Genomic DNA, 16,593 nt, shown 5'->3' with positions numbered 1-16,593 from the left:
GACATGGGTGGAGAACAAGACCGTCGCACCGCGGTCGCGCTCGGCCAGGATCAGCCGCTCCAGCCCCTCCTGGTTGACGGGGTCGAGCCCGGAGAAGGGCTCGTCGAGTACCAGCAGATCGGGCTTGTGCACCACGGAGCCGAGCAACTGCACCAGTTGGGCCATGCCCTTCGAAAGCTTGCGGATCTTGGTATCGACCGCGTGGCCAAGGCCCGCGCCCTCCAGCAGTTCGACCGCGCGCGCGCGACCGGTGCGCCAGGGCAGCCCGCGCAGCGCGCCCATGAAGGCGATCGCATCCTTGGCTTTCATTGCCGGGTACAATCCGCGCTCCTCGGGCAGGTAGCCGACGCGGTCGCTGGCGTCGCGCGGTCGATCACAGCCCAGCAGCGTGCGTTCGCCGCCGTCGGGCTCGATGATGCCCAGCAGCATGCGCAGCGTGGTCGTCTTGCCCGCGCCGTTGGGTCCGAGCACGCCATAGATGCGGCCGCGCGGCACCTGGATATCGACACCGTCGACGACGCGGCGGTCGCCGAACCGCTTGATCAGGCCCTTGGCGGTGATCGCCCACTCATCCTGCACGCTCAACGCTACCCCCGCTCGGTCGGAGCGTGGTAGCGGGCGGGGGTGACGCAAGACAAGCCTTTGGAACAACGGCTGAAGGAGAAAGCGGCGGAGCTGGGCTTTGCCGCCTGCGGGATCGCGCGTGCCGACTCTGCGCCGAAGGCCGGCGAGCGGCTGCGGCAATGGCTGGCGGACGGCTGCCACGGCGACATGATCTGGATGGCGGAGCGCGCGCACCACCGCGTCTCGCCGGCGGCCTTGTGGCCGGAGGTGCGCTCCGTCGTCTCGCTGGGCATGAGCTATGCGCCGGCCGCCGACCCGTTGCGGCTGGCGGGCGAGGGCGGGGTGGGGCGCATCTCGGTCTATGCGCAGGGGAGCGACTATCACGATGTGGTCAAACGGCAGCTGAAGGCGCTCGGCCGCTGGCTTGCGGTGGAGGCCGGGTGTGACCTGAAAGTCTTCGTCGACACCGCGCCGGTGATGGAGAAGCCGCTGGCCGAGGCGGCGGGGCTGGGCTGGCAGGGCAAGCATACCAACCTGGTCAGCCGCGAGCACGGCAGCTGGCTGTTCCTGGGCGCGATCTACACCACACTCGATCTCGCGCCCGATGCCGCGAAGGTCTCGACCTGCGGCTCGTGCAACGCGTGCCTGCGCGCGTGCCCGACCGAGGCCTTCCCCGCGCCCTATCGGCTCGATGCGCGGCGCTGCATTTCCTATCTGACGATCGAGCATGCCGGACCCATTCCGGCCGAGTTCCGGAGCGCGATCGGCAACCGCATCTATGGCTGCGACGATTGCCTTGCGGTGTGCCCGTGGAACAAGTTCGCCGCCGCGGCACACGCCCAGATCGCGTTCCACCCGCGCGCGGAACTGACCGCACCGGCGCTGAGCGACCTGCTTCAGCTGGACGATGCCGCATTCCGGCAGGTCTTCTCCGGCTCGCCGATCAAGCGGATCGGGCGGGACCGCTTCGTGCGCAATGCGGCGGTGGCGGCCGGCAACAGTGGCGACGCGGGGCTCGCCGGGCCAGTGCAGGCGTTGCTGGACGATCCGGTGGCGGTGGTGCGGGGCGCGGCGGTGTGGGCGCTGGGCCGGCTCGATCCGTCGGCATGGCAGCGGGAACGCATAGCGCGCCTGCCGACAGAGCCCGACGAGCAGGTCCGTGCGGAATGGAACGCTGGCGATACGATCCGCGTTGAGCCTGCATCATTGTCCGCGTGAAAGGCCAAGCCATGCTCTGGACCGTTGTTCTGATCCTGCTCGTCCTGTGGCTGCTCGGGTTCCTCGGCTCGGTAGGCGGCGGATTGATTCACCTGTTGCTGGTGGTCGCTCTGATCGTCGGCCTGGTGCAGCTGTTCCGCGGGCGCCGCGTCTAGCGTGTCGTCATGCCGGGCTTGACCCGGCATCCATGGGGCCGCGGGCACTTGCACTCGCGGTGAGATGGACTCCGGCTCAAGGCCGGGGTGACGGTGGCGCTCCCTCGCGCCGCGTCAGCGCTGCGACGCAGCTGGCACGGTCGATCGCGCGGCCGTCGGGCTGGCGCGCGTCGAGCCAGGTGACGCGCGGCGCGTCGCTGCCCTTCGGGTACAGATAGGCGTCGAGCACGCATATGCCGCTCGCGAACTGGAGCTTGCGACCGGTTCCTTCGCGCATCTCCTGGTTCGGTTGCCCGAACAGCCGGACGAGGCCGCCGGCATCCTGGCCGATTACCCGCTCCAGCCCGACCGCCGTGTAGCGCGCCGGCGGCGCGGCCACCGCGCCCGGCTTCGCGACACCGCCCGTGCAGGCCGCCAGTCCCAGCGCCGCTGCGCCCGCCCATGCCGTCTTGCTCATCGGCCTGCGACTATCGCGCCGCGCGCCCGGCCGCTAGAGCGCGCGCTTTCCCCAAATCGGAGTTCATCTTGACCCAAGCCCGTTACGACGTGGTCGCGATCGGCAATGCCATCGTCGACATCCTGGCGCGCGCCGACGACGCCTTCATCGCCGCCAACGGCATGACCAAGGGGCAGATGCAGCTCGTCTTCTCGCCGGAGGAGGCCGACGCGCTCTATGCGAAGATGGGACCGGGGCAGGAGGTGTCGGGCGGCTCGGCGGCGAACACCATTGCCGGACTGGCGGCACTCGGTTCGACCTGCGGCTTCATCGGCCAGGTCGCGGACGATCAGCTGGGGCAGGTGTTCGCGCACGACATCCGCGCGGCCGGCATCCGCTATGACACCGACGCGCGGCCCGGCGCGCCGACCACCGGCCGCTGCCTGATCTTCGTGTCGCCCGACGGGCAGCGGACGATGAACACCTTTCTTGGTGCGTCGCATTATCTGCCCGCCGAAGCGCTAGACCGGCAGCTGATCGCCGACAGCGCCTATCTGTACCTCGAAGGCTATCTCTGGGATCCCGAGGAGCCGCGCGCCGCCATGCGCGCGGCGATCGACGTCGCGCGGGCGGCGGGGCGCAAGGTCGCGTTCACGCTGTCGGCCGAGTTCGTGATCGACCGTCACCGCGCCGCCTTCCACGAGCTGATCGATGGCGGGCTGATCGACCTGCTGTTCGCCAACGACGCCGAGCTGATCTCGCTGGCGCAGACCGACGATCTGGAGGCCGCGATCGCGGCGCTCGCGCCGAAGGTCCCGCTGCTCGTCGTGACGCTCGGGCCGGAGGGGGCGATGGCGATCGCGGGTGGCGAGCGGACGACCGTGACCGCGGAGCGCGTCGATGCGGTCGTGGATACGACCGGCGCGGGCGACCTGTTCGCGGCGGGCTTCCTGCACGGGCAGGTGCAGGGGCGCAGCCTGGGCGACTCGCTGCGTCTCGGCGCGATCTGCGCGGCGGAGTGCATCGGCCATATGGGGCCGCGCCCGGTTGCGGATCTGAAGACGCTGGCGGGATCGCTGGCCTGAGTTAATCCGGGGACACTCGCTTGAAAGGAGTGTCCCCGGCCCATCAATGCGTGCCGGGTACCTCCGGCTCAAGATCGTCGAGGTCGACCACCTCGACGATGCCTTTAGCCACGTTGCTATGGCGATAGCCGTAGAGATAATAGATCACCAGGCCGACAGCTGCCCAGGCGGGAAGCACGATCATCGCCTCGAACGGCAGGTTCAGGAACAGGAAGATGCAGCCCGCGATCGTCAGCGGGCCGACCAACCACAATGCCGGCGTCCTGAACGAACGCTCGCGGTCGGGTTCCGACCGGCGCAGCATCATCACCGCGATCGCGACCATCATGAAGGCATAGAGCGTCCCGGCGTTGGCGATATCGGCGAGCTGGCCGACCGGAAGGAATGCCGCCGCGAAAGCGACGACGCCGCCGGTGATTGCGGTGACCACGTAAGGGGTCTTCCACTTCGGATGGATCTTCGACAGTCCTTCCGGCAGCAGGCCGTCGCGCGACATCACGAAGAAGATGCGCGTTTGCCCGAACAGCAGGATCAGAATCACGGACGGCAGTGCGACAAAGGCTGCGATACCGAGCAGGTTGCCAATCGTACCGAAGCCGATCTGGCGCAGCACGTGGGCCAGCGCTTCGTTCGAGCATACCAGCTTCTCGGCATGTTGCGGCAGCGCGCATTGCTGCGCCAACAGTTCCGAACCAGCGGGGAAAGGGATGCCGCCAGGCCCCACGATCGGCTGCCCACCGATCGTGCCGACCGCGCCAGCGGCAACGAGAATGTAGAAGATGGTGCAGAACAGGAGCGAGCCGATCAGTCCGATCGGCACGTTGCGCTGGGGATTCTTGGTTTCCTCCGCGGCAGTCGAGACCGCGTCGAAACCGACATAGGCGAAGAATATCGTCGCCGCCGCACCGACCGCGCCGACCCCGGAGCCGAAGCCACCGAAGACGCCCGCAGGCAGGAAGGGATTGAAGTTGGCCAGCTCGGCCGATGGAAGCGTCAGAATGATGAATGCGGTGAGCGCAGTCACCTTGATCGCAACCAGAACCGCGTTGACCTTTGCGGATTCGTTTGTGCCGATCATCAGCAGCCAGGTGACGAGCAGCGCTATGATCACGGCGGGCAGGTTGACGAGGCCGCCCGGCGCACCGCCCAGCGCGAGCGGACCAGCTGCCAGCCAGGCCGGCAATTGTATCCCGAAAAATTCGTTCAGGATCGTACCGCTGAAGTAGCCCGACCAGCCGACCGACACTGCGCTGGCGGCGACGGCATATTCGAGCACCAGTGCCCAACCCACCGTCCAGGCGAGCAGCTCGCCCATGACCGAATAGGTGTAAGTATAAGCGGAGCCGGCCACCGGCAGCATCGACGCGATCTCCGCATAGCAGAGCGCGGCGACGATGCAGATCGCGCCGGCGATGGCGAAGGCGAGCATCAGACCCGGTCCGGCCTTCTGTGCCCCGGCAGCGGTCAGCACGAAGATGCCGGTACCGATCACGCAACCTATGCCGAACAGCGTCAGCTGGAATGCCCCCAGCGTGCGATGCAGCGCCTTCTTCTTGGCGGTCGCCAGAATCGCATCGATAGACTTGGTGCGCGAGAACTGCATGCAATCTCCCCGAACGAGCTCCACCCGGCCCGCCTGATATATGACCGGGGAACCTAGCGGCTAAGCGCCTTGGCGCAATCCCTTATCGCGCCAGCATCATGCCCAGAGGGGCGCCGCCGAACAGGTGGACATGGAGGTGCGGCACCTCCTGCCCGCCATGCGGCCCGGTGTTGGCGAGCAGGCGGTAGCCGGGTTCGACCAGGCCCTGCGCGCGCGCGACATGGCCGACCGCACGGACGAACCCGGCGATCTCGTCGGCGCTCGCGCGGGCGGAGAAGTCGTCCCAAGAGACATAGGACCCGCGCGGGATAACCAGGATGTGCACCGGCGCGGCGGGCGCGATGTCGTGGAAGGCGACGGCCCAATCGTCCTCGTACACGCGCCGGGACGGGATCTCGTCGCGCAGGAGGCGGGCAAAGATGTTCTGGTCGTCGTAGGGCAGGGTGGCGTCGATGGGCATGGCACTCTCCGGATCAGAGGGTTCGCGCGGCCTTTTCGGCGAGCCCACCCGTGCCCTCGCGCCGTTCCAATTCGGCGCGGACATCCTCCAGCGTCAGCCCCGCGTCGGCGAGGAGGACCAGGAGGTGATAAAGCAGGTCAGCCGCCTCGGGCACGATCTTCGCCGGGTCGTCACCGCAGGCGGCGATCACGGTCTCGATCGCCTCCTCGCCCAGTTTCTGCGCGATGCGGGAGCGGCCGCGGGCGAAGAGCTGGGCGGTGTAGCTGGCGCCCTTGGCTTCTGGCGCGCCGCGCCGGCTTGCGATCGTGGCCTGGAGGCGGTCGAGGATGTCGTCGGTCACGCCCGCTCGCTGCCGGAGCGGGGGCGGGGGGTCAATCCTTGCGCGCGAAGCGCTTCCGCAGCGCGCGGCGGACGAACCAGACCGCGGCTACCGCGACGGCGAACAGCGCGAGGTCGGATAGTTCGGGACCCGTGCGCGGGGCGACGACGCCGGTGTGGCCGTGGGCGACGGTCAGAGAGGAGTACATCGCGAATCCTTCGTCACCCCGGGCTCGACCCGGGGTCCCGCTTGTCCTCCCGAACCAAGGCAGCGGGACCCCGGCTCAGGGCCGGGGTGACGAGGGTCCTACCCGCGGTCGGTTAGCACCGGGTTAGCGGCCGCCGTACTGGGACTCCGGCGGCGGCCAGCGCGCGGTGGGCATCGGCGACGCTTGCCTCGCCGAAGTGGAAGATCGATGCCGCCAGCACCGCGGACGCGTGGCCGTCGGCGATGCCTGCAACCAGGTGGTCGAGCGTGCCGACGCCGCCCGATGCCACCACCGGCACGCTCACCCGGTCCGCGATTGCGCGGGTGAGCGCCAGGTCATAGCCGTCGCGGGTGCCATCGCGGTCCATCGAGGTCACGAGCAGCTCGCCCGCGCCGAGCTGTGCCAGATGGACCGCATGCGCGACCGCATCGATGCCGGTCGGGCGGCGGCCGCCGTGGGTGAATACCTCCCAGCGCTCCCCGCTGCGCCGCGCGTCGACCGAGCCGACGACGCACTGGCTGCCGAAGCGCTCGGCGATGTCGGCGACCAGCTCGGGCCGGGCGACCGCGGCGGAGTTGACCGCGACCTTGTCCGCGCCGGCCAGCAGCAGCGCGCGGGCGTCCTCGGCCGAGCGCACGCCGCCGCCGACGGTCAGCGGCATGAAGCACACCGCCGCGGTGCGCCGGACGATGTCGAGCAGCGTGCCGCGGCCCTCGTGCGTGGCGGAGATGTCGAGGAAGCACAGCTCGTCTGCCCCGGCGGCGTCATAGGCGCGGGCCTGCTCGACCGGGTCACCGGCGTCGCGGAGTGAGACGAAGTTCACGCCCTTGACGACGCGGCCGTTGGCGACGTCGAGGCAGGGGATGACGCGGGCGCGTATTCCCCTCCCGCTTGCGGGAGGGGTTAGGGGAGGGGCTGTGGGCACGCGTCGGACATGCCCTCCCCCAACCCCTCCCGCAAGCGGGAGGGGGAGGTTCGTAGCTCCCCCCGCAAGCGGGAGGGGAGTTTATACCGCCCTCGCCACGCTGAGCGCCGCCGCGAGGTCGAGCCGACCATCGTACAGCGCGCGGCCGGTGATGACGCCTTCGATACCGTCCTTGGCATGCAATGCGAGGACGTGGATGTCGGCCAACCCCTTCACCCCACCGCTGGCGATCACCGGGATGTCCACCGCGCGGGCGAGGTCGACGGTCGCCTCGACGTTGCAGCCCTTCAGCAGCCCGTCGCGGCCGACATCGGTGAACAACAGCGCCGCGACGCCGGCGTCCTCGAAGCGGCGGGCGAGGTCGACCGTGGTGGTGGTCGAGACGTCCGCCCAGCCCTTGGTCGCGACCATACCGTCGCGCGCGTCGACCGCGACGACGATCCCGCCCGGGAAGTCGCGCGCGGCGGCGCGGACGAAGTCGGGGTCGTCAAGCGCCGCGGTGCCGATCACGACGCGGGCGACGCCGAGGTCGAACCAGCGCTCGACCGAGTCGCGGGTGCGGATGCCGCCGCCGAGCTGGACGTGGCCGGGGAAGCGTTCGACGATCGCGCGGACGGCGTCGCCGTTGACCGACTGGCCCGCGAACGCGCCGTCAAGGTCGACAACGTGGACATGCGCGGCGCCCGAATCGGCGAACAGCATCGCCTGCGCGGCAGGGTCGTCGCCATAGACGGTGGCGCGGTCCATATCGCCCTCCGCCAAGCGCACGACCTGGCCGGCCTTGAGATCGATAGCCGGAAAGACGATCAACGCCATGAAGTTAGGGCCGCCACTTCAGAAAACGTTCGAGCAGCGCCACGCCGTAGCGCTGGCTCTTCTCGGGGTGGAACTGGACGCCGAGCAGCGTGTCGCGGCCGATCGCGGCGGTGACCGGGCCGGCATGGTCGGTGGTCGCCAGCACGCCCTCGCCCTCGAAGGCGTAGCTGTGGAGGAAATAGGCCTCGCCGGGTTCGAGCAGCGGGTGGTCGCCCGCGGGCACGACGTCGTTCCAGCCCATGTGCGGCACCTTGGCCGCCATCGTGCCCGGCTCCAGCCGGCGGACGCGTCCCGCAATCCAGCCGAGGCCGCGATGTTCGCCATGCTCCTCGCCGGCGTCCGCCATCAGCTGCATGCCGACGCAGATGCCCAGGAAGGGCCGCCCGCGTTCCAGCGCTGCGTCGGCGAGCGCCGCCTCCAGCCCGTCGGCAGCGCGCAGATTGGCCGCGCACGCGCCGAACGCGCCCACGCCGGGGAGGACGATGCGATCGGCGCGGCGGACCGCGTCCGGGTCGGCGGTGACGAGGAGGTCGTCGCAGCCGGCGGCGCGGAGCGCGTTCTCGACCGAATGAAGGTTGCCCGACTGGATGTCGATCAGGGCGAGGGTCAAAGCACGCCTTTTGTCGACGGGATCGCGTCCGCCTTGCGCGGGTCGATCTCCACCGCGATGCGAAGAGCGCGCGCCAAGCCCTTGAAAGCGCTCTCGGCGATGTGGTGATTGTTCTCGCCGTGGAGCGTCTCGACGTGGAGCGTGATGCCTCCCGCCTGCGCGAAGCTGTGGAACCAGTGCTGGAACAGCTCGGTGTCCATCTCGCCCAGCCGCTTCTGGCTGAACGCGGTCTTCCATACGAGCCAGGGGCGGCCCGAGATGTCGAGCGCGACGCGGGTCAGCGTCTCGTCCATCGGGCTGAGCGCGTCGCCGTAACGGCGGATGCCGCGCTTTTCGCCCAGCGCCTTGGCCACCGCCTCGCCGATCGCGATACCGGTGTCCTCGACGGTGTGGTGCTGGTCGATGTGCAGATCGCCCTGCGTCCGCACGTGCAGGTCGATCAGCGAATGGCGCGACAACTGCTCCAGCATGTGGTCGAAGAAGCCGACGCCGGTGGCGATGTCGTACGCCCCCGTGCCGTCGAGGTTCACCGTTACCGCGATGCGGGTTTCGGCCGTGTTTCGCTGGATGGTCGCCTGCCGCATGGTCGCGCCACATAGCGCAGGTTCCGGCGCGGGCAACCTTGACCGGGCATCAAAGCCCGCTACCCAAGGGCGCATGAGCGACGGTCTGCCCGACAGCCTGATCCCCTATGACGAGATCGTGCAGGAGGCCCTGCGCGCCGTGGTCGGCCGCGTACTGGGAACGGTGGCGGAGAGCGGCGGGCTGCCCGGCGAGCATCATTTCTACATCACCTTCAAGACCCAGAACCCCGGCGTCGACATCCCGCGCCGACTGGTCGAACGTTTCCCGGACGAGATGACCATCGTGCTGCAGAACCGCTATTGGGACCTGCTGGTCGACGACGAGCGGTTCTCGGTGGGCCTCAGCTTCAACCAGATCCCGTCGAAGCTGGTCATCCCCTATGCGGCGATCACCGGCTTCCACGATCCAGCGGTCAATTTCGAGCTCCGTTTCCAAGCGCAGGAGGGGCCAGACGACGGCGCCACCGAGCATGACGCCGCCGAGAATGACGGCGCGGCGGTGACGCCGGTGGAGGACGGCTCCAACGTGGTCGCGGTGGATTTCAAGCGGAAGAAATGATGCGCCGGCGCGGCAGCCGGCCACGTCCGGCTGACTCGCGCCAGCGCGGCCGGCGGGTAGCGAAGCGCTCCCGTTCGACGTCACGGGATTTACACCCGTGACGCCGCCGCTAGTGGCTCCGTCACGCATGGATGCTGAAACGAGTTCAGCATGACGAGGGTAAGCCGAATGACCGACACACGCACCGAAACCGACTCGATCGGCGCCATCGCGGTGCCCGCCAGCGCCTATTGGGGTGCGCAGACGCAGCGTTCGATCGAGAATTTCCCGTTTGGCCTCACCGAGCGGATGCCGCTCGGCATCGTGCAGGCGCAGGCGATCGTGAAGCAGGCGGCGGCGCGGGTGAACCGGCGCCACGGGCTCGACGTCAAGGTGGCGGACGCGATCGAGGCGGCGGCGACGGAGATCGTCGCGGGCAAGCTCGACGAGCAGTTCCCGCTGGTAATCTGGCAGACCGGGTCGGGCACCCAGACCAACATGAACGTCAACGAGGTGATCGCCGGCCGCGCCAACGAGGTGCTGAGCGGCACCCGTGGCGGCAAGTCGCCGGTCCATCCCAACGACCATGTCAACATGAGCCAGTCGTCCAACGACAGCTTTCCGACCGCGCTCCACGTTGCGACCGTGCTTGCGGCCGAGCAGGCGCTATTGCCGGCGCTCGACCGGCTGACCGCCTCGCTCGCCGCCAAGGCGGAAGCGTGGGAGCACATCGTCAAGATCGGCCGCACCCACACGCAGGACGCGACGCCGCTGACGCTGGGGCAGGAGTTCGGCGGCTATGCCGCGCAGCTGACCAGCGGCCGCGCACGGATCGTGGCGGCGACGGACGGGCTGCGCACCACAGCGATCGGCGGCACCGCGGTGGGGACGGGGCTCAACGCACCCGCAGGCTGGGCGGAGGATATGTCGGCGGCGATCTCCGACATCGCCGGCACGCGCTTCGAGCCCGCGCCCAACAAGTTCGAGCAACTCGCGGCCAAGGATGCGCTGGTGTTCTTCTCCGGCGCGCTGAGCACGCTGGCGGTGGCGCTGAACAAGATCGCCAACGACATCCGCTTCCTCGGTTCCGGCCCGCGCTCCGGGCTGGGCGAGCTGTCGCTGCCGGCGAACGAGCCCGGCAGCTCGATCATGCCGGGGAAGGTCAACCCGACCCAGGTCGAGAGCCTGACGATGGTGGCGGGCCAGGTGGTCGGCAATCATCAGGCGGTGACCGTCGGCGGGATGCAGGGGCATTTCGAGCTCAACGTGTTCATGCCGCTGATCGGCGCCAACGTGCTGCGCTCGATCCATCTGTTGAGCGTCGGAATGGTCAGCTTCGCCGAACGGTGTGTCGACGGGATCGAGGCAAACGAGCGGCAGATCGCCGATCTGGTCGGGCGCTCGCTGATGCTGGTGACGGCGCTGGCGCCGGAGATCGGCTACGACAACTCGGCCAAGATCGCGAAACATGCGCATGAGCAGGGGCTGACGCTCAAGGAGGCGGGGCTGGAGCTGGGGCTGGTCGATGCGGAGACGTTTGACCGCTTGGTGCGGCCGGAGACGATGATCGGGAGGTGAATCGTAGCCGTCACCCTGAACTCGTTTCAGGGTCCATGCGCGACGGTCTGACAAGCGACACTTTCACGGTGAGGCGGGCCGTCGCGCATGGATGCTGAAACGAGTTCAGCATGACGGCTGCTGAAGGTGGAACCAACCAACGCCTCCCGCGCTGTGCGGCGAAAGGAGTTTCACATGATCGGCAAGGTAATCGGGGCACTCGTCGGGCGCGAGATCGACCAGCGTGACGGACGCGGCGGCTTCAAGGGCGCGATGATGGGTGGCATGGCGGCGACCGCGCTGCGGCGCATGGGTCCGTTCGGCACGATCCTCGGCGGCGCTTATGTGGCCAAGAAGCTGCTCGACCGCCGCCGGGCGGGCCGCATGCGTTAACGTGGGTTGACCCGGCGGGCGGGGCTGCGTCAAAGGCGACCATGCCCTCCCGCACCCCCGACGACCCCCACGGCTTCAAACGCCGTGGCGTCCTGTTCGTGCTGTCGTCGCCATCCGGCGCGGGCAAATCGACGATCGCGCGCAAGCTGCTGGCGGAAGAGCCGGAGCTGGAGATGTCGGTCAGCGCCACCACCCGTCCGATCCGGCCGGGCGAGGTGGACGGACGCGACTATAATTTCGTCGATCTCGAGCAGTTCCGCGAGATGGTCGCCGACAATGCATTCCTGGAATGGGCGCACGTCTTCGGTCATCGCTATGGCACGCCGCGCGCGCCGGTCGACGCGATCCTGTCGAGCGGCAAGGACGTGCTGTTCGATATCGACTGGCAGGGCGCGCAACAGCTCCACCAGATCGCCGGCGGCGACGTGGTCCGCGTCTTCATCCTGCCGCCCTCGATGGAAGAGCTGCACCAGCGCCTCAGCCGCCGCGCCACCGACTCCGCCGAGGTGATCGACGCGCGCATGTCGCGCGCGGCCAACGAGGTGAGCCATTGGGACGGCTATGACTATGTGCTCGTCAACGACGATGTCGAGCGGTGCTTCGCGGGGGTGAAGACGATCCTGGCGGCCGAGCGGCTGAAGCGGTCGCGCCAGACCGGGCTTATCGGGTTCATCCGCGGGCTGACGCGATAAACCAACTCGACGGTTGCTCAGCTTATCGAGCTTGGCTTGCCGATCGCATGAACCGCACCGCTGCATCGAACTCAGCCCGCCGGTTGGCGCGCGCCTTCGTCGCCAGGGCGTCGTCACCCCACATCTCCGCCTGCCAGTCCTCGTCGACATGCGCGGCGGACCACGCCTGATCGGCGTTCACCTCGCCCTCGATCAGCGCCAGGCAGAGCAGGAGCGAGCCGGTGATGGTCACGATCGGCGCGCAGGCGGCCAGCGTGAAGGGGTCGAGTGCGGCGACCGCGTCGCCGAGCCGGGTCAGGGTCAGCGGCGGTTGGGGGCGGTGGATGATGCCGGCGGTGACTTCGATGTGAACATCATAGCGCGCGCGGACCCAGGCGATCACCGGGTCCCAGGCGGCGGCCTGCCGCTCCACCAGCGGCTCGGGCAGCTCGGCGCGGTAGCAGAGCAGGTCACTGTCGGCGTAGCGGCCGAGGCTTGCGGCGAACGCGGGCGCGTCGGGTGCGACGCGGTCGATGGCGGCATTGGCGAGGTCGGTGAGCGGCATGGCGCGGGGATCGACCGTCTCGCCGACGCTGCGCCATTCGTCCGCAACCGCCCGCGCCAGTGCATCGTTGGGGAGCTGGAGCAGCACCTTGCCGGGAGTGCGCACCGGGCGACCGTCGAGCACCACGCCGCGCTCGGGCGTGACCGTCACCGCTTTCCAAAACCGCTTCACGGCTCCGGTGTCCGCCAGCGGCGCGCGAGCGCGCGCGGCACGGTGGCGATCATCACCAGCGCGGAGAGGACGATCGCCATGCCGAGCAGCTTGGGCTCCAGCGCCTGCGCGCGGCCGATCAGCAGCAGGCCGAAGAAAGCGCCGGCGGCGCCCGCGAGCCGGACCAGCACCAGCATCAGCCAGCGACCCTTGGCGGGATCGTCAGTCATGCCAAGAGCCCGGGGAGATCACCGGCCGACTGCGCGATGACGTCCGCGCCCGCGTCGGCGAGCTCGGCAACCGAATGGTAGCCCCAGGCGACACCCACCGCGCGCACCCCGCCAGCGCGCGCCATCGCCATGTCGAAGCTGGTGTCGCCGATCATCGCGGCCATGTGGGGTTCCACCCGCGCCTCCGCCAGCGCGGCGTGGAGCATGGCGGGATCGGGTTTGGACGGATGGCGGTCGGCGGTCTGGAGGGTGACGAACAGGTCCGCGATGCCGTGGCGCGCAAGAACGTGGGCGAGGCCGCGATCGGACTTGCCGGTAGCGACGCCGAGCCGCCAGCCCTGCGCGCGCAACGTCGCGAGAACCTCGGCGATGCCCTCGAACAACGGTTCGTCGTCGAGCGACGCGGTCGCGCGCAGCCGCTGGTAGGCGTCCTTGTAGCCGCTCGCCAGCGCGCGGTGCTGCGTGTCCGGGGCGTCCGGCAGCAGCGCATGCATCGCCTCGACCAGGCTGAGCCCGACGATGCGGCGGATGGCGACCCGCGATGGCGGCGGCAGTTCGGCGGTGACGAAGGCCTCTTCCATCGCGCGGCAGATGTTGGCCTGGCTGTCGACCAGTGTGCCGTCGCAGTCGAAGATGGCGAGGCGGCTCACGCGCGCTCCATCGCATCGGCGAGCGCGCGCAGGCCGGCGACCATGCCGGTGCGGTCGTCGGCGGCCTTGTGCTGGGCGAGCTTTTCCGTGCCGCGCATGGCGCTGACGTCGATCGCGAAGCCGCCGATAGCACGGAGCATGGTGGCGATCGCCGCCGGATCGGCCTTCGCCCGCGTCCACCGCCCAGGGCGGGGTTCGTGCAGGTCGGCAAGACGATCAAGGTGCTCCAGCAGCGCCGCGTCCGGAAGCGCGCGGGCCACGCCCTCGATCTCGATCGCGATATAGTTCCACGTCGGCACTTGGTTACCGGGGAGTTCGTACCAGTTCGGGGTGACGTAGCCATCGGGCGCGGCGATGCTCGCGAGCATGGTCGCGCCGTCCAGATGCGGGTGGAGGCGATTTTTGCGCGCGAGGTGGAAGCGCAGCTCGGCGTCGTGGCGCGTCAACGGCGCGTGCGCGACGATCGGTCCGGCGGGGGTGGCGGCGAAGACATGCGCAAAGCCGATCGCGGCAGCGCGGTCCAGCACGGTCGCCGCATCCGGCCTGAACACCGGATTGGGGTGCATCAGCGCTTGCGCCCTTCGCCCGCGCGATCCGCGCCACGCCCGCGTCGTTCGCCCTTGCGCGCCTTGCGGACGGTTTTGGCGTGCTGCTTGGCCGCCTCCTTCTTGTCCGAGCGCGTTAGCGGACCTTGCTCGTCGAGCGGCAGCTGGTCGCCGAGCATCTGTTCAAAGCCGAGCGTGGCGAGCGACTCGGCGAAGTGGGTGGGGAGCTCGGCGGAGACGTCGATCTGGCCGCCGTCGGGGTGGTCGACGCGGATGCGACGGGCGTGGAGGTGCATCTTGCGGCTGATGCCACCGGTCAGGAACGACGCCTGGCCACCATATTTGCCGTCACCGACGATCGGGTGGCCGATCGCCGCCATGTGGACGCGGAGCTGGTGGGTGCGGCCGGTGAAGGGCTGGAGCTCGACCCAGGCGCAACGATTGCCGGCGCGCTCGATGACGCGATAGCGGGTGCGCGCGGACTGGCCGTTCTCCTCGTCGACATGCATCTTCTCGCCACCGGTGCCGGGCTGTTTGGCGATGGGCAGCTCGACCATGTCGTCCTCGATCGAGGGCACGTCGACGATCAGTGCCCAATAGACCTTCTTGGCGGTGCGGCCCGAAAAGGTCTTGGCGAAGAAGGCGGCGGCGCGGCTGGTGCGGGCGACGAGCAGGGCGCCGCTGGTATCCTTGTCGAGGCGGTGGACGAGCTTGGGCCGGCTGGCTGCTTCATCGGTCAGCGCGTCAAGCAGGCCGTCGACGTGCTCGACCGTCTTGGTGCCGCCCTGCGTCGCGAGGCCCGGCGGCTTGTTGAGCACCAGCGCCTGCGGATCGCGGTGGATCACCATCTCCTGGGCAAAGGCGATCTGGTCGGGGGTCAGCGGCGCCCGCTCGCGCTCGGCGGGGGCATCCTCGCGCACCGGCTCGGGCGGGGGGACGCGGAGCTGCTGGCCGGCGATGATGCGGTCGCCGGGCGTCGCGCGGGAGCCGTCGACACGCAGCTGGCCGGTGCGCGCCCATTTGGCGACAGTGGTGAAGCTGGTCTCGGGCAGATGCCGCTTGAACCAACGGTCCAGACGGATGCCGTCGTCGTCGAAGCCGACGGTGAACAGGCGGACGGCGTCGCTCATGCCGCGACCCTGACGAGCGTCAGACCGGCGAGGAGCGCGGCGATCGAGCCGACGACGCTGGCGAGAACGTAACCGGCCGCCGTCAGCAGCTCGCCGCGCTGCGCCAGCGTCACGGCATCCAGCGAGAAAGCGGAGAAGGTGGTGAAGCCGCCGAGCACGCCGACGCCGAGGAACAAGCGCCACGGCTCGGCCGCCTGCGTGCGCGCGAGGACCGCGAACAGGCAGCCCATCAGCAGGCCACCGGTCAAGTTGACGGCGAGCGTCGCGCCGGGCGCCCAGGCTTCCGGAGTGGCGCGGGCGACCAGATAGCGCGCGCCGGCGCCGAGCGCGCCGCCGAACATGACGAGGAGGAGGGACATGGCCGAGCCCTACCGGCAATCGCTTGCCGCGTCACCCCGCGGGCTCAGGTCCCGGCGTTGCTGACCAGATCCACGTCGGAACCGCCGCCGGGGCGGGGGGTGACATAGACGATGTACGCATCGCCGCCGCGGCTGCCGCCGAGCACCCGCATCCCGCCGTCGGCCCGGTGCTCCGCCGAATAACGGGCGGCGGTGGCGCGGGTATAATACCAGTCGATCAGCTTGGTCGGCGCGGCGCTGCTGGCGAAGCTGACGACGCGCAAGCGGCAGGATCCTTGCGCGTTGCCGGCCGCCTCGATGACGCGGGCATCGGGGTAGAGGGGCAGGTCGGCGGGCAGGCGGTTGGCCCAACGGGCCGAGTAGCTGACCGTCGCGCAGCCCTTCGCACCCGGTTGCTGGCCGGCGAGGGCGCCGAGCGTCAATGCCTGTGCCTTGACGGTGCATTGCGGACAGTTCCCGGTGGCGGCGGGTGCGCGCTTCAGGGTCGCCGGATCGACCGGATCGGGACCGGCGATGTCGAGCGGCATCGCGCCCGAATCGGGGCGGGTGGCCGGGCCAACCGCGTTGGCATTGGACGATTGGGCGAGGTTCGGATCGACCATGATCTGGCCCGCGAGCGCGTCGGCGATCGCAGGATCGCGGGCATTGCCAGCGCTGTTGGCGTCGCTCAGCTCGCGATCGAGCGCGTCGAGATCCTGCTGCTGGCTTTGTGGCGCGGCGTTGCAGGCGGCGAGGAGGAGAAGCAGGGCAAGGGTGAAGCGCATCTCGTCGCCGTAACGCACGCGGGTAAAGCTTTGGTGAGGAGAGTTGCGGCCTGAGGCT

General features: G+C 69.3%; 24 protein-coding genes. 7 read left to right on the top strand and 17 right to left on the bottom strand.

The window, feature by feature from the left end; genetic code table 11:
• Positions 1-579, bottom strand: a 579-nt coding sequence (locus VFQ64_RS04565; protein ID WP_414712860.1) for an ABC transporter ATP-binding protein, incomplete at its 3' end; no start/stop codon positions are given.
• Between the two features lie 45 nt (positions 580-624).
• Between VFQ64_RS04565 and queG the strand changes: the two genes are divergently transcribed.
• The gene (gene queG / locus VFQ64_RS04560; protein WP_325102105.1) at positions 625-1,782 is read left to right on the top strand and encodes a tRNA epoxyqueuosine(34) reductase QueG; all 1,158 of its coding nucleotides are present in this window, start codon (positions 625-627) and stop codon (positions 1,780-1,782) included.
• Positions 1,783-1,793: 11 nt separating this feature from the next.
• Positions 1,794-1,937 carry a lmo0937 family membrane protein gene (locus VFQ64_RS04555; protein WP_325102104.1) on the top strand — a complete coding sequence of 48 codons (144 nt, stop codon included), beginning with the start codon at positions 1,794-1,796 and terminating at the stop codon, positions 1,935-1,937.
• A 76-nt stretch (positions 1,938-2,013) separates the two neighbouring features.
• On the opposite strand, the gene VFQ64_RS04550 is transcribed toward VFQ64_RS04555, so the two are convergent.
• A complete protein-coding gene (locus tag VFQ64_RS04550) occupies positions 2,014-2,394 on the bottom strand; it encodes a hypothetical protein (RefSeq protein ID WP_325102103.1) in 381 nt (126 codons plus the stop codon).
• 68 nt (positions 2,395-2,462) lie between these two features.
• On the opposite strand from VFQ64_RS04550, the gene VFQ64_RS04545 reads away from it, so the two are divergent.
• Entirely contained in the window at positions 2,463-3,458 is a 996-nt protein-coding gene (locus VFQ64_RS04545; RefSeq protein ID WP_325102102.1) for an adenosine kinase, read from the top strand.
• A 43-nt stretch (positions 3,459-3,501) separates the two neighbouring features.
• Here VFQ64_RS04545 and VFQ64_RS04540 read toward each other — a convergent pair whose 3' ends face one another.
• The 8 genes from VFQ64_RS04540 to hisB all read right to left on the bottom strand — a co-directional run bounded on the left by VFQ64_RS04540 (position 3,502) and on the right by hisB (position 8,983).
• On the bottom strand, positions 3,502-5,061 hold the full coding sequence (locus VFQ64_RS04540; protein ID WP_325102101.1) for an amino acid permease: 1,560 nt from the start codon (positions 5,059-5,061) through the stop codon (positions 3,502-3,504).
• 82 nt (positions 5,062-5,143) lie between these two features.
• Positions 5,144-5,521: a histidine triad nucleotide-binding protein gene (locus VFQ64_RS04535; RefSeq protein ID WP_325102100.1), complete on the bottom strand. Its 378-nt coding sequence runs from the start codon at positions 5,519-5,521 to the stop codon at positions 5,144-5,146.
• A 13-nt stretch (positions 5,522-5,534) separates the two neighbouring features.
• The gene (locus VFQ64_RS04530; protein WP_325102099.1) at positions 5,535-5,861 is read right to left on the bottom strand and encodes a phosphoribosyl-ATP diphosphatase; all 327 of its coding nucleotides are present in this window, start codon (positions 5,859-5,861) and stop codon (positions 5,535-5,537) included.
• A 31-nt stretch (positions 5,862-5,892) separates the two neighbouring features.
• Positions 5,893-6,048 (bottom strand): hypothetical protein, encoded by a 156-nt coding sequence (locus VFQ64_RS04525; RefSeq protein WP_325102098.1) that lies wholly within the window; start codon positions 6,046-6,048, stop codon positions 5,893-5,895.
• A 112-nt stretch (positions 6,049-6,160) separates the two neighbouring features.
• Positions 6,161-6,928, bottom strand: coding sequence for an imidazole glycerol phosphate synthase subunit HisF (gene hisF / locus VFQ64_RS04520; protein WP_325102117.1), 768 nt, complete (start codon positions 6,926-6,928; stop codon positions 6,161-6,163).
• Positions 6,929-7,054: 126 nt separating this feature from the next.
• On the bottom strand, positions 7,055-7,789 hold the full coding sequence (gene hisA, locus VFQ64_RS04515) for a 1-(5-phosphoribosyl)-5-[(5-phosphoribosylamino)methylideneamino]imidazole-4-carboxamide isomerase (protein WP_325102097.1): 735 nt from the start codon (positions 7,787-7,789) through the stop codon (positions 7,055-7,057).
• A 4-nt stretch (positions 7,790-7,793) separates the two neighbouring features.
• A complete protein-coding gene (gene hisH / locus VFQ64_RS04510) occupies positions 7,794-8,399 on the bottom strand; it encodes an imidazole glycerol phosphate synthase subunit HisH (protein WP_325102096.1) in 606 nt (201 codons plus the stop codon).
• Positions 8,396-8,983: an imidazoleglycerol-phosphate dehydratase HisB gene (hisB, locus tag VFQ64_RS04505; protein ID WP_325102095.1), complete on the bottom strand. Its 588-nt coding sequence runs from the start codon at positions 8,981-8,983 to the stop codon at positions 8,396-8,398. The genes hisH and hisB overlap by 4 nt, the downstream gene beginning before the upstream one ends.
• A 73-nt stretch (positions 8,984-9,056) precedes the next feature.
• On the opposite strand from hisB, the gene VFQ64_RS04500 reads away from it, so the two are divergent.
• The 4 genes from VFQ64_RS04500 (at position 9,057) to gmk (ending at position 12,163) form a co-directional block, all read left to right on the top strand.
• Positions 9,057-9,542: an SspB family protein gene (locus VFQ64_RS04500; protein WP_325102094.1), complete on the top strand. Its 486-nt coding sequence runs from the start codon at positions 9,057-9,059 to the stop codon at positions 9,540-9,542.
• A gap of 168 nt (positions 9,543-9,710) precedes the next feature.
• Positions 9,711-11,099: a class II fumarate hydratase gene (gene fumC / locus VFQ64_RS04495; protein ID WP_325102093.1), complete on the top strand. Its 1,389-nt coding sequence runs from the start codon at positions 9,711-9,713 to the stop codon at positions 11,097-11,099.
• Positions 11,100-11,273: 174 nt separating this feature from the next.
• Complete coding sequence (locus VFQ64_RS04490) at positions 11,274-11,471, top strand: hypothetical protein (protein WP_325102092.1); 198 nt, start codon at positions 11,274-11,276, stop codon at positions 11,469-11,471.
• A gap of 41 nt (positions 11,472-11,512) precedes the next feature.
• Positions 11,513-12,163 (top strand): guanylate kinase, encoded by a 651-nt coding sequence (gene gmk / locus VFQ64_RS04485; RefSeq protein ID WP_325102091.1) that lies wholly within the window; start codon positions 11,513-11,515, stop codon positions 12,161-12,163.
• A 22-nt stretch (positions 12,164-12,185) separates the two neighbouring features.
• On the opposite strand, the gene VFQ64_RS04480 is transcribed toward gmk, so the two are convergent.
• Genes VFQ64_RS04480 through VFQ64_RS04450 form a run of 7 tightly spaced genes read right to left on the bottom strand, consistent with a single transcriptional unit; the run spans position 12,186 to position 16,553 of the window.
• Positions 12,186-12,878 (bottom strand): ATP12 family chaperone protein, encoded by a 693-nt coding sequence (locus tag VFQ64_RS04480; protein WP_325102090.1) that lies wholly within the window; start codon positions 12,876-12,878, stop codon positions 12,186-12,188.
• On the bottom strand, positions 12,875-13,087 hold the full coding sequence (locus VFQ64_RS04475; protein ID WP_325102089.1) for a hypothetical protein: 213 nt from the start codon (positions 13,085-13,087) through the stop codon (positions 12,875-12,877). The genes VFQ64_RS04480 and VFQ64_RS04475 overlap by 4 nt, the downstream gene beginning before the upstream one ends.
• The gene (locus VFQ64_RS04470; protein ID WP_325102088.1) at positions 13,084-13,737 is read right to left on the bottom strand and encodes an HAD-IA family hydrolase; all 654 of its coding nucleotides are present in this window, start codon (positions 13,735-13,737) and stop codon (positions 13,084-13,086) included. The genes VFQ64_RS04475 and VFQ64_RS04470 overlap by 4 nt, the downstream gene beginning before the upstream one ends.
• The gene (locus tag VFQ64_RS04465) at positions 13,734-14,303 is read right to left on the bottom strand and encodes an FMN-binding negative transcriptional regulator (RefSeq protein ID WP_325102087.1); all 570 of its coding nucleotides are present in this window, start codon (positions 14,301-14,303) and stop codon (positions 13,734-13,736) included. Before VFQ64_RS04465 ends, VFQ64_RS04470 begins: the two co-directional genes overlap by 4 nt.
• The gene (locus tag VFQ64_RS04460) at positions 14,303-15,412 is read right to left on the bottom strand and encodes an RluA family pseudouridine synthase (RefSeq protein WP_325102086.1); all 1,110 of its coding nucleotides are present in this window, start codon (positions 15,410-15,412) and stop codon (positions 14,303-14,305) included. The genes VFQ64_RS04465 and VFQ64_RS04460 overlap by 1 nt, the downstream gene beginning before the upstream one ends.
• Positions 15,409-15,771: a fluoride efflux transporter CrcB gene (gene crcB, locus VFQ64_RS04455; protein WP_325102085.1), complete on the bottom strand. Its 363-nt coding sequence runs from the start codon at positions 15,769-15,771 to the stop codon at positions 15,409-15,411. Before crcB ends, VFQ64_RS04460 begins: the two co-directional genes overlap by 4 nt.
• Before the next feature lie 44 nt (positions 15,772-15,815).
• Entirely contained in the window at positions 15,816-16,553 is a 738-nt protein-coding gene (locus tag VFQ64_RS04450; protein ID WP_325102084.1) for a hypothetical protein, read from the bottom strand.
• Positions 16,554-16,593 lie beyond the last annotated feature (40 nt).

Origin of the sequence: Sphingomonas sp. (assembly GCF_035714405.1) — a bacterium.
Lineage (GTDB): Bacteria > Pseudomonadota > Alphaproteobacteria > Sphingomonadales > Sphingomonadaceae > Sphingomonas.
This window is presented reverse-complemented; position numbering and strand designations above follow the sequence as displayed.

What these genes read in the sequence shown, in the direction of transcription:
- VFQ64_RS04500 (WP_325102094.1), top strand. Translation starts at nt 9,057, where the DNA reads ATGAGCGACGGTCTGCCCGACAGCCTGATCCCCTATGACGAGATCGTG.
- VFQ64_RS04540 (WP_325102101.1), bottom strand. Translation starts at nt 5,061, where the DNA reads ATGCAGTTCTCGCGCACCAAGTCTATCGATGCGATTCTGGCGACCGCC.
- VFQ64_RS04490 (WP_325102092.1), top strand. Translation starts at nt 11,274, where the DNA reads ATGATCGGCAAGGTAATCGGGGCACTCGTCGGGCGCGAGATCGACCAG.
- VFQ64_RS04475 (WP_325102089.1), bottom strand. Translation starts at nt 13,087, where the DNA reads ATGACTGACGATCCCGCCAAGGGTCGCTGGCTGATGCTGGTGCTGGTC.
- hisA (WP_325102097.1), bottom strand. Translation starts at nt 7,789, where the DNA reads ATGGCGTTGATCGTCTTTCCGGCTATCGATCTCAAGGCCGGCCAGGTC.
- VFQ64_RS04465 (WP_325102087.1), bottom strand. Translation starts at nt 14,303, where the DNA reads ATGCACCCCAATCCGGTGTTCAGGCCGGATGCGGCGACCGTGCTGGAC.
- VFQ64_RS04550 (WP_325102103.1), bottom strand. Translation starts at nt 2,394, where the DNA reads ATGAGCAAGACGGCATGGGCGGGCGCAGCGGCGCTGGGACTGGCGGCC.
- hisB (WP_325102095.1), bottom strand. Translation starts at nt 8,983, where the DNA reads ATGCGGCAGGCGACCATCCAGCGAAACACGGCCGAAACCCGCATCGCG.
- crcB (WP_325102085.1), bottom strand. Translation starts at nt 15,771, where the DNA reads ATGTCCCTCCTCCTCGTCATGTTCGGCGGCGCGCTCGGCGCCGGCGCG.
- VFQ64_RS04525 (WP_325102098.1), bottom strand. Translation starts at nt 6,048, where the DNA reads ATGTACTCCTCTCTGACCGTCGCCCACGGCCACACCGGCGTCGTCGCC.
- VFQ64_RS04535 (WP_325102100.1), bottom strand. Translation starts at nt 5,521, where the DNA reads ATGCCCATCGACGCCACCCTGCCCTACGACGACCAGAACATCTTTGCC.
- VFQ64_RS04460 (WP_325102086.1), bottom strand. Translation starts at nt 15,412, where the DNA reads ATGAGCGACGCCGTCCGCCTGTTCACCGTCGGCTTCGACGACGACGGC.
- VFQ64_RS04555 (WP_325102104.1), top strand. Translation starts at nt 1,794, where the DNA reads ATGCTCTGGACCGTTGTTCTGATCCTGCTCGTCCTGTGGCTGCTCGGG.
- fumC (WP_325102093.1), top strand. Translation starts at nt 9,711, where the DNA reads ATGACCGACACACGCACCGAAACCGACTCGATCGGCGCCATCGCGGTG.
- gmk (WP_325102091.1), top strand. Translation starts at nt 11,513, where the DNA reads ATGCCCTCCCGCACCCCCGACGACCCCCACGGCTTCAAACGCCGTGGC.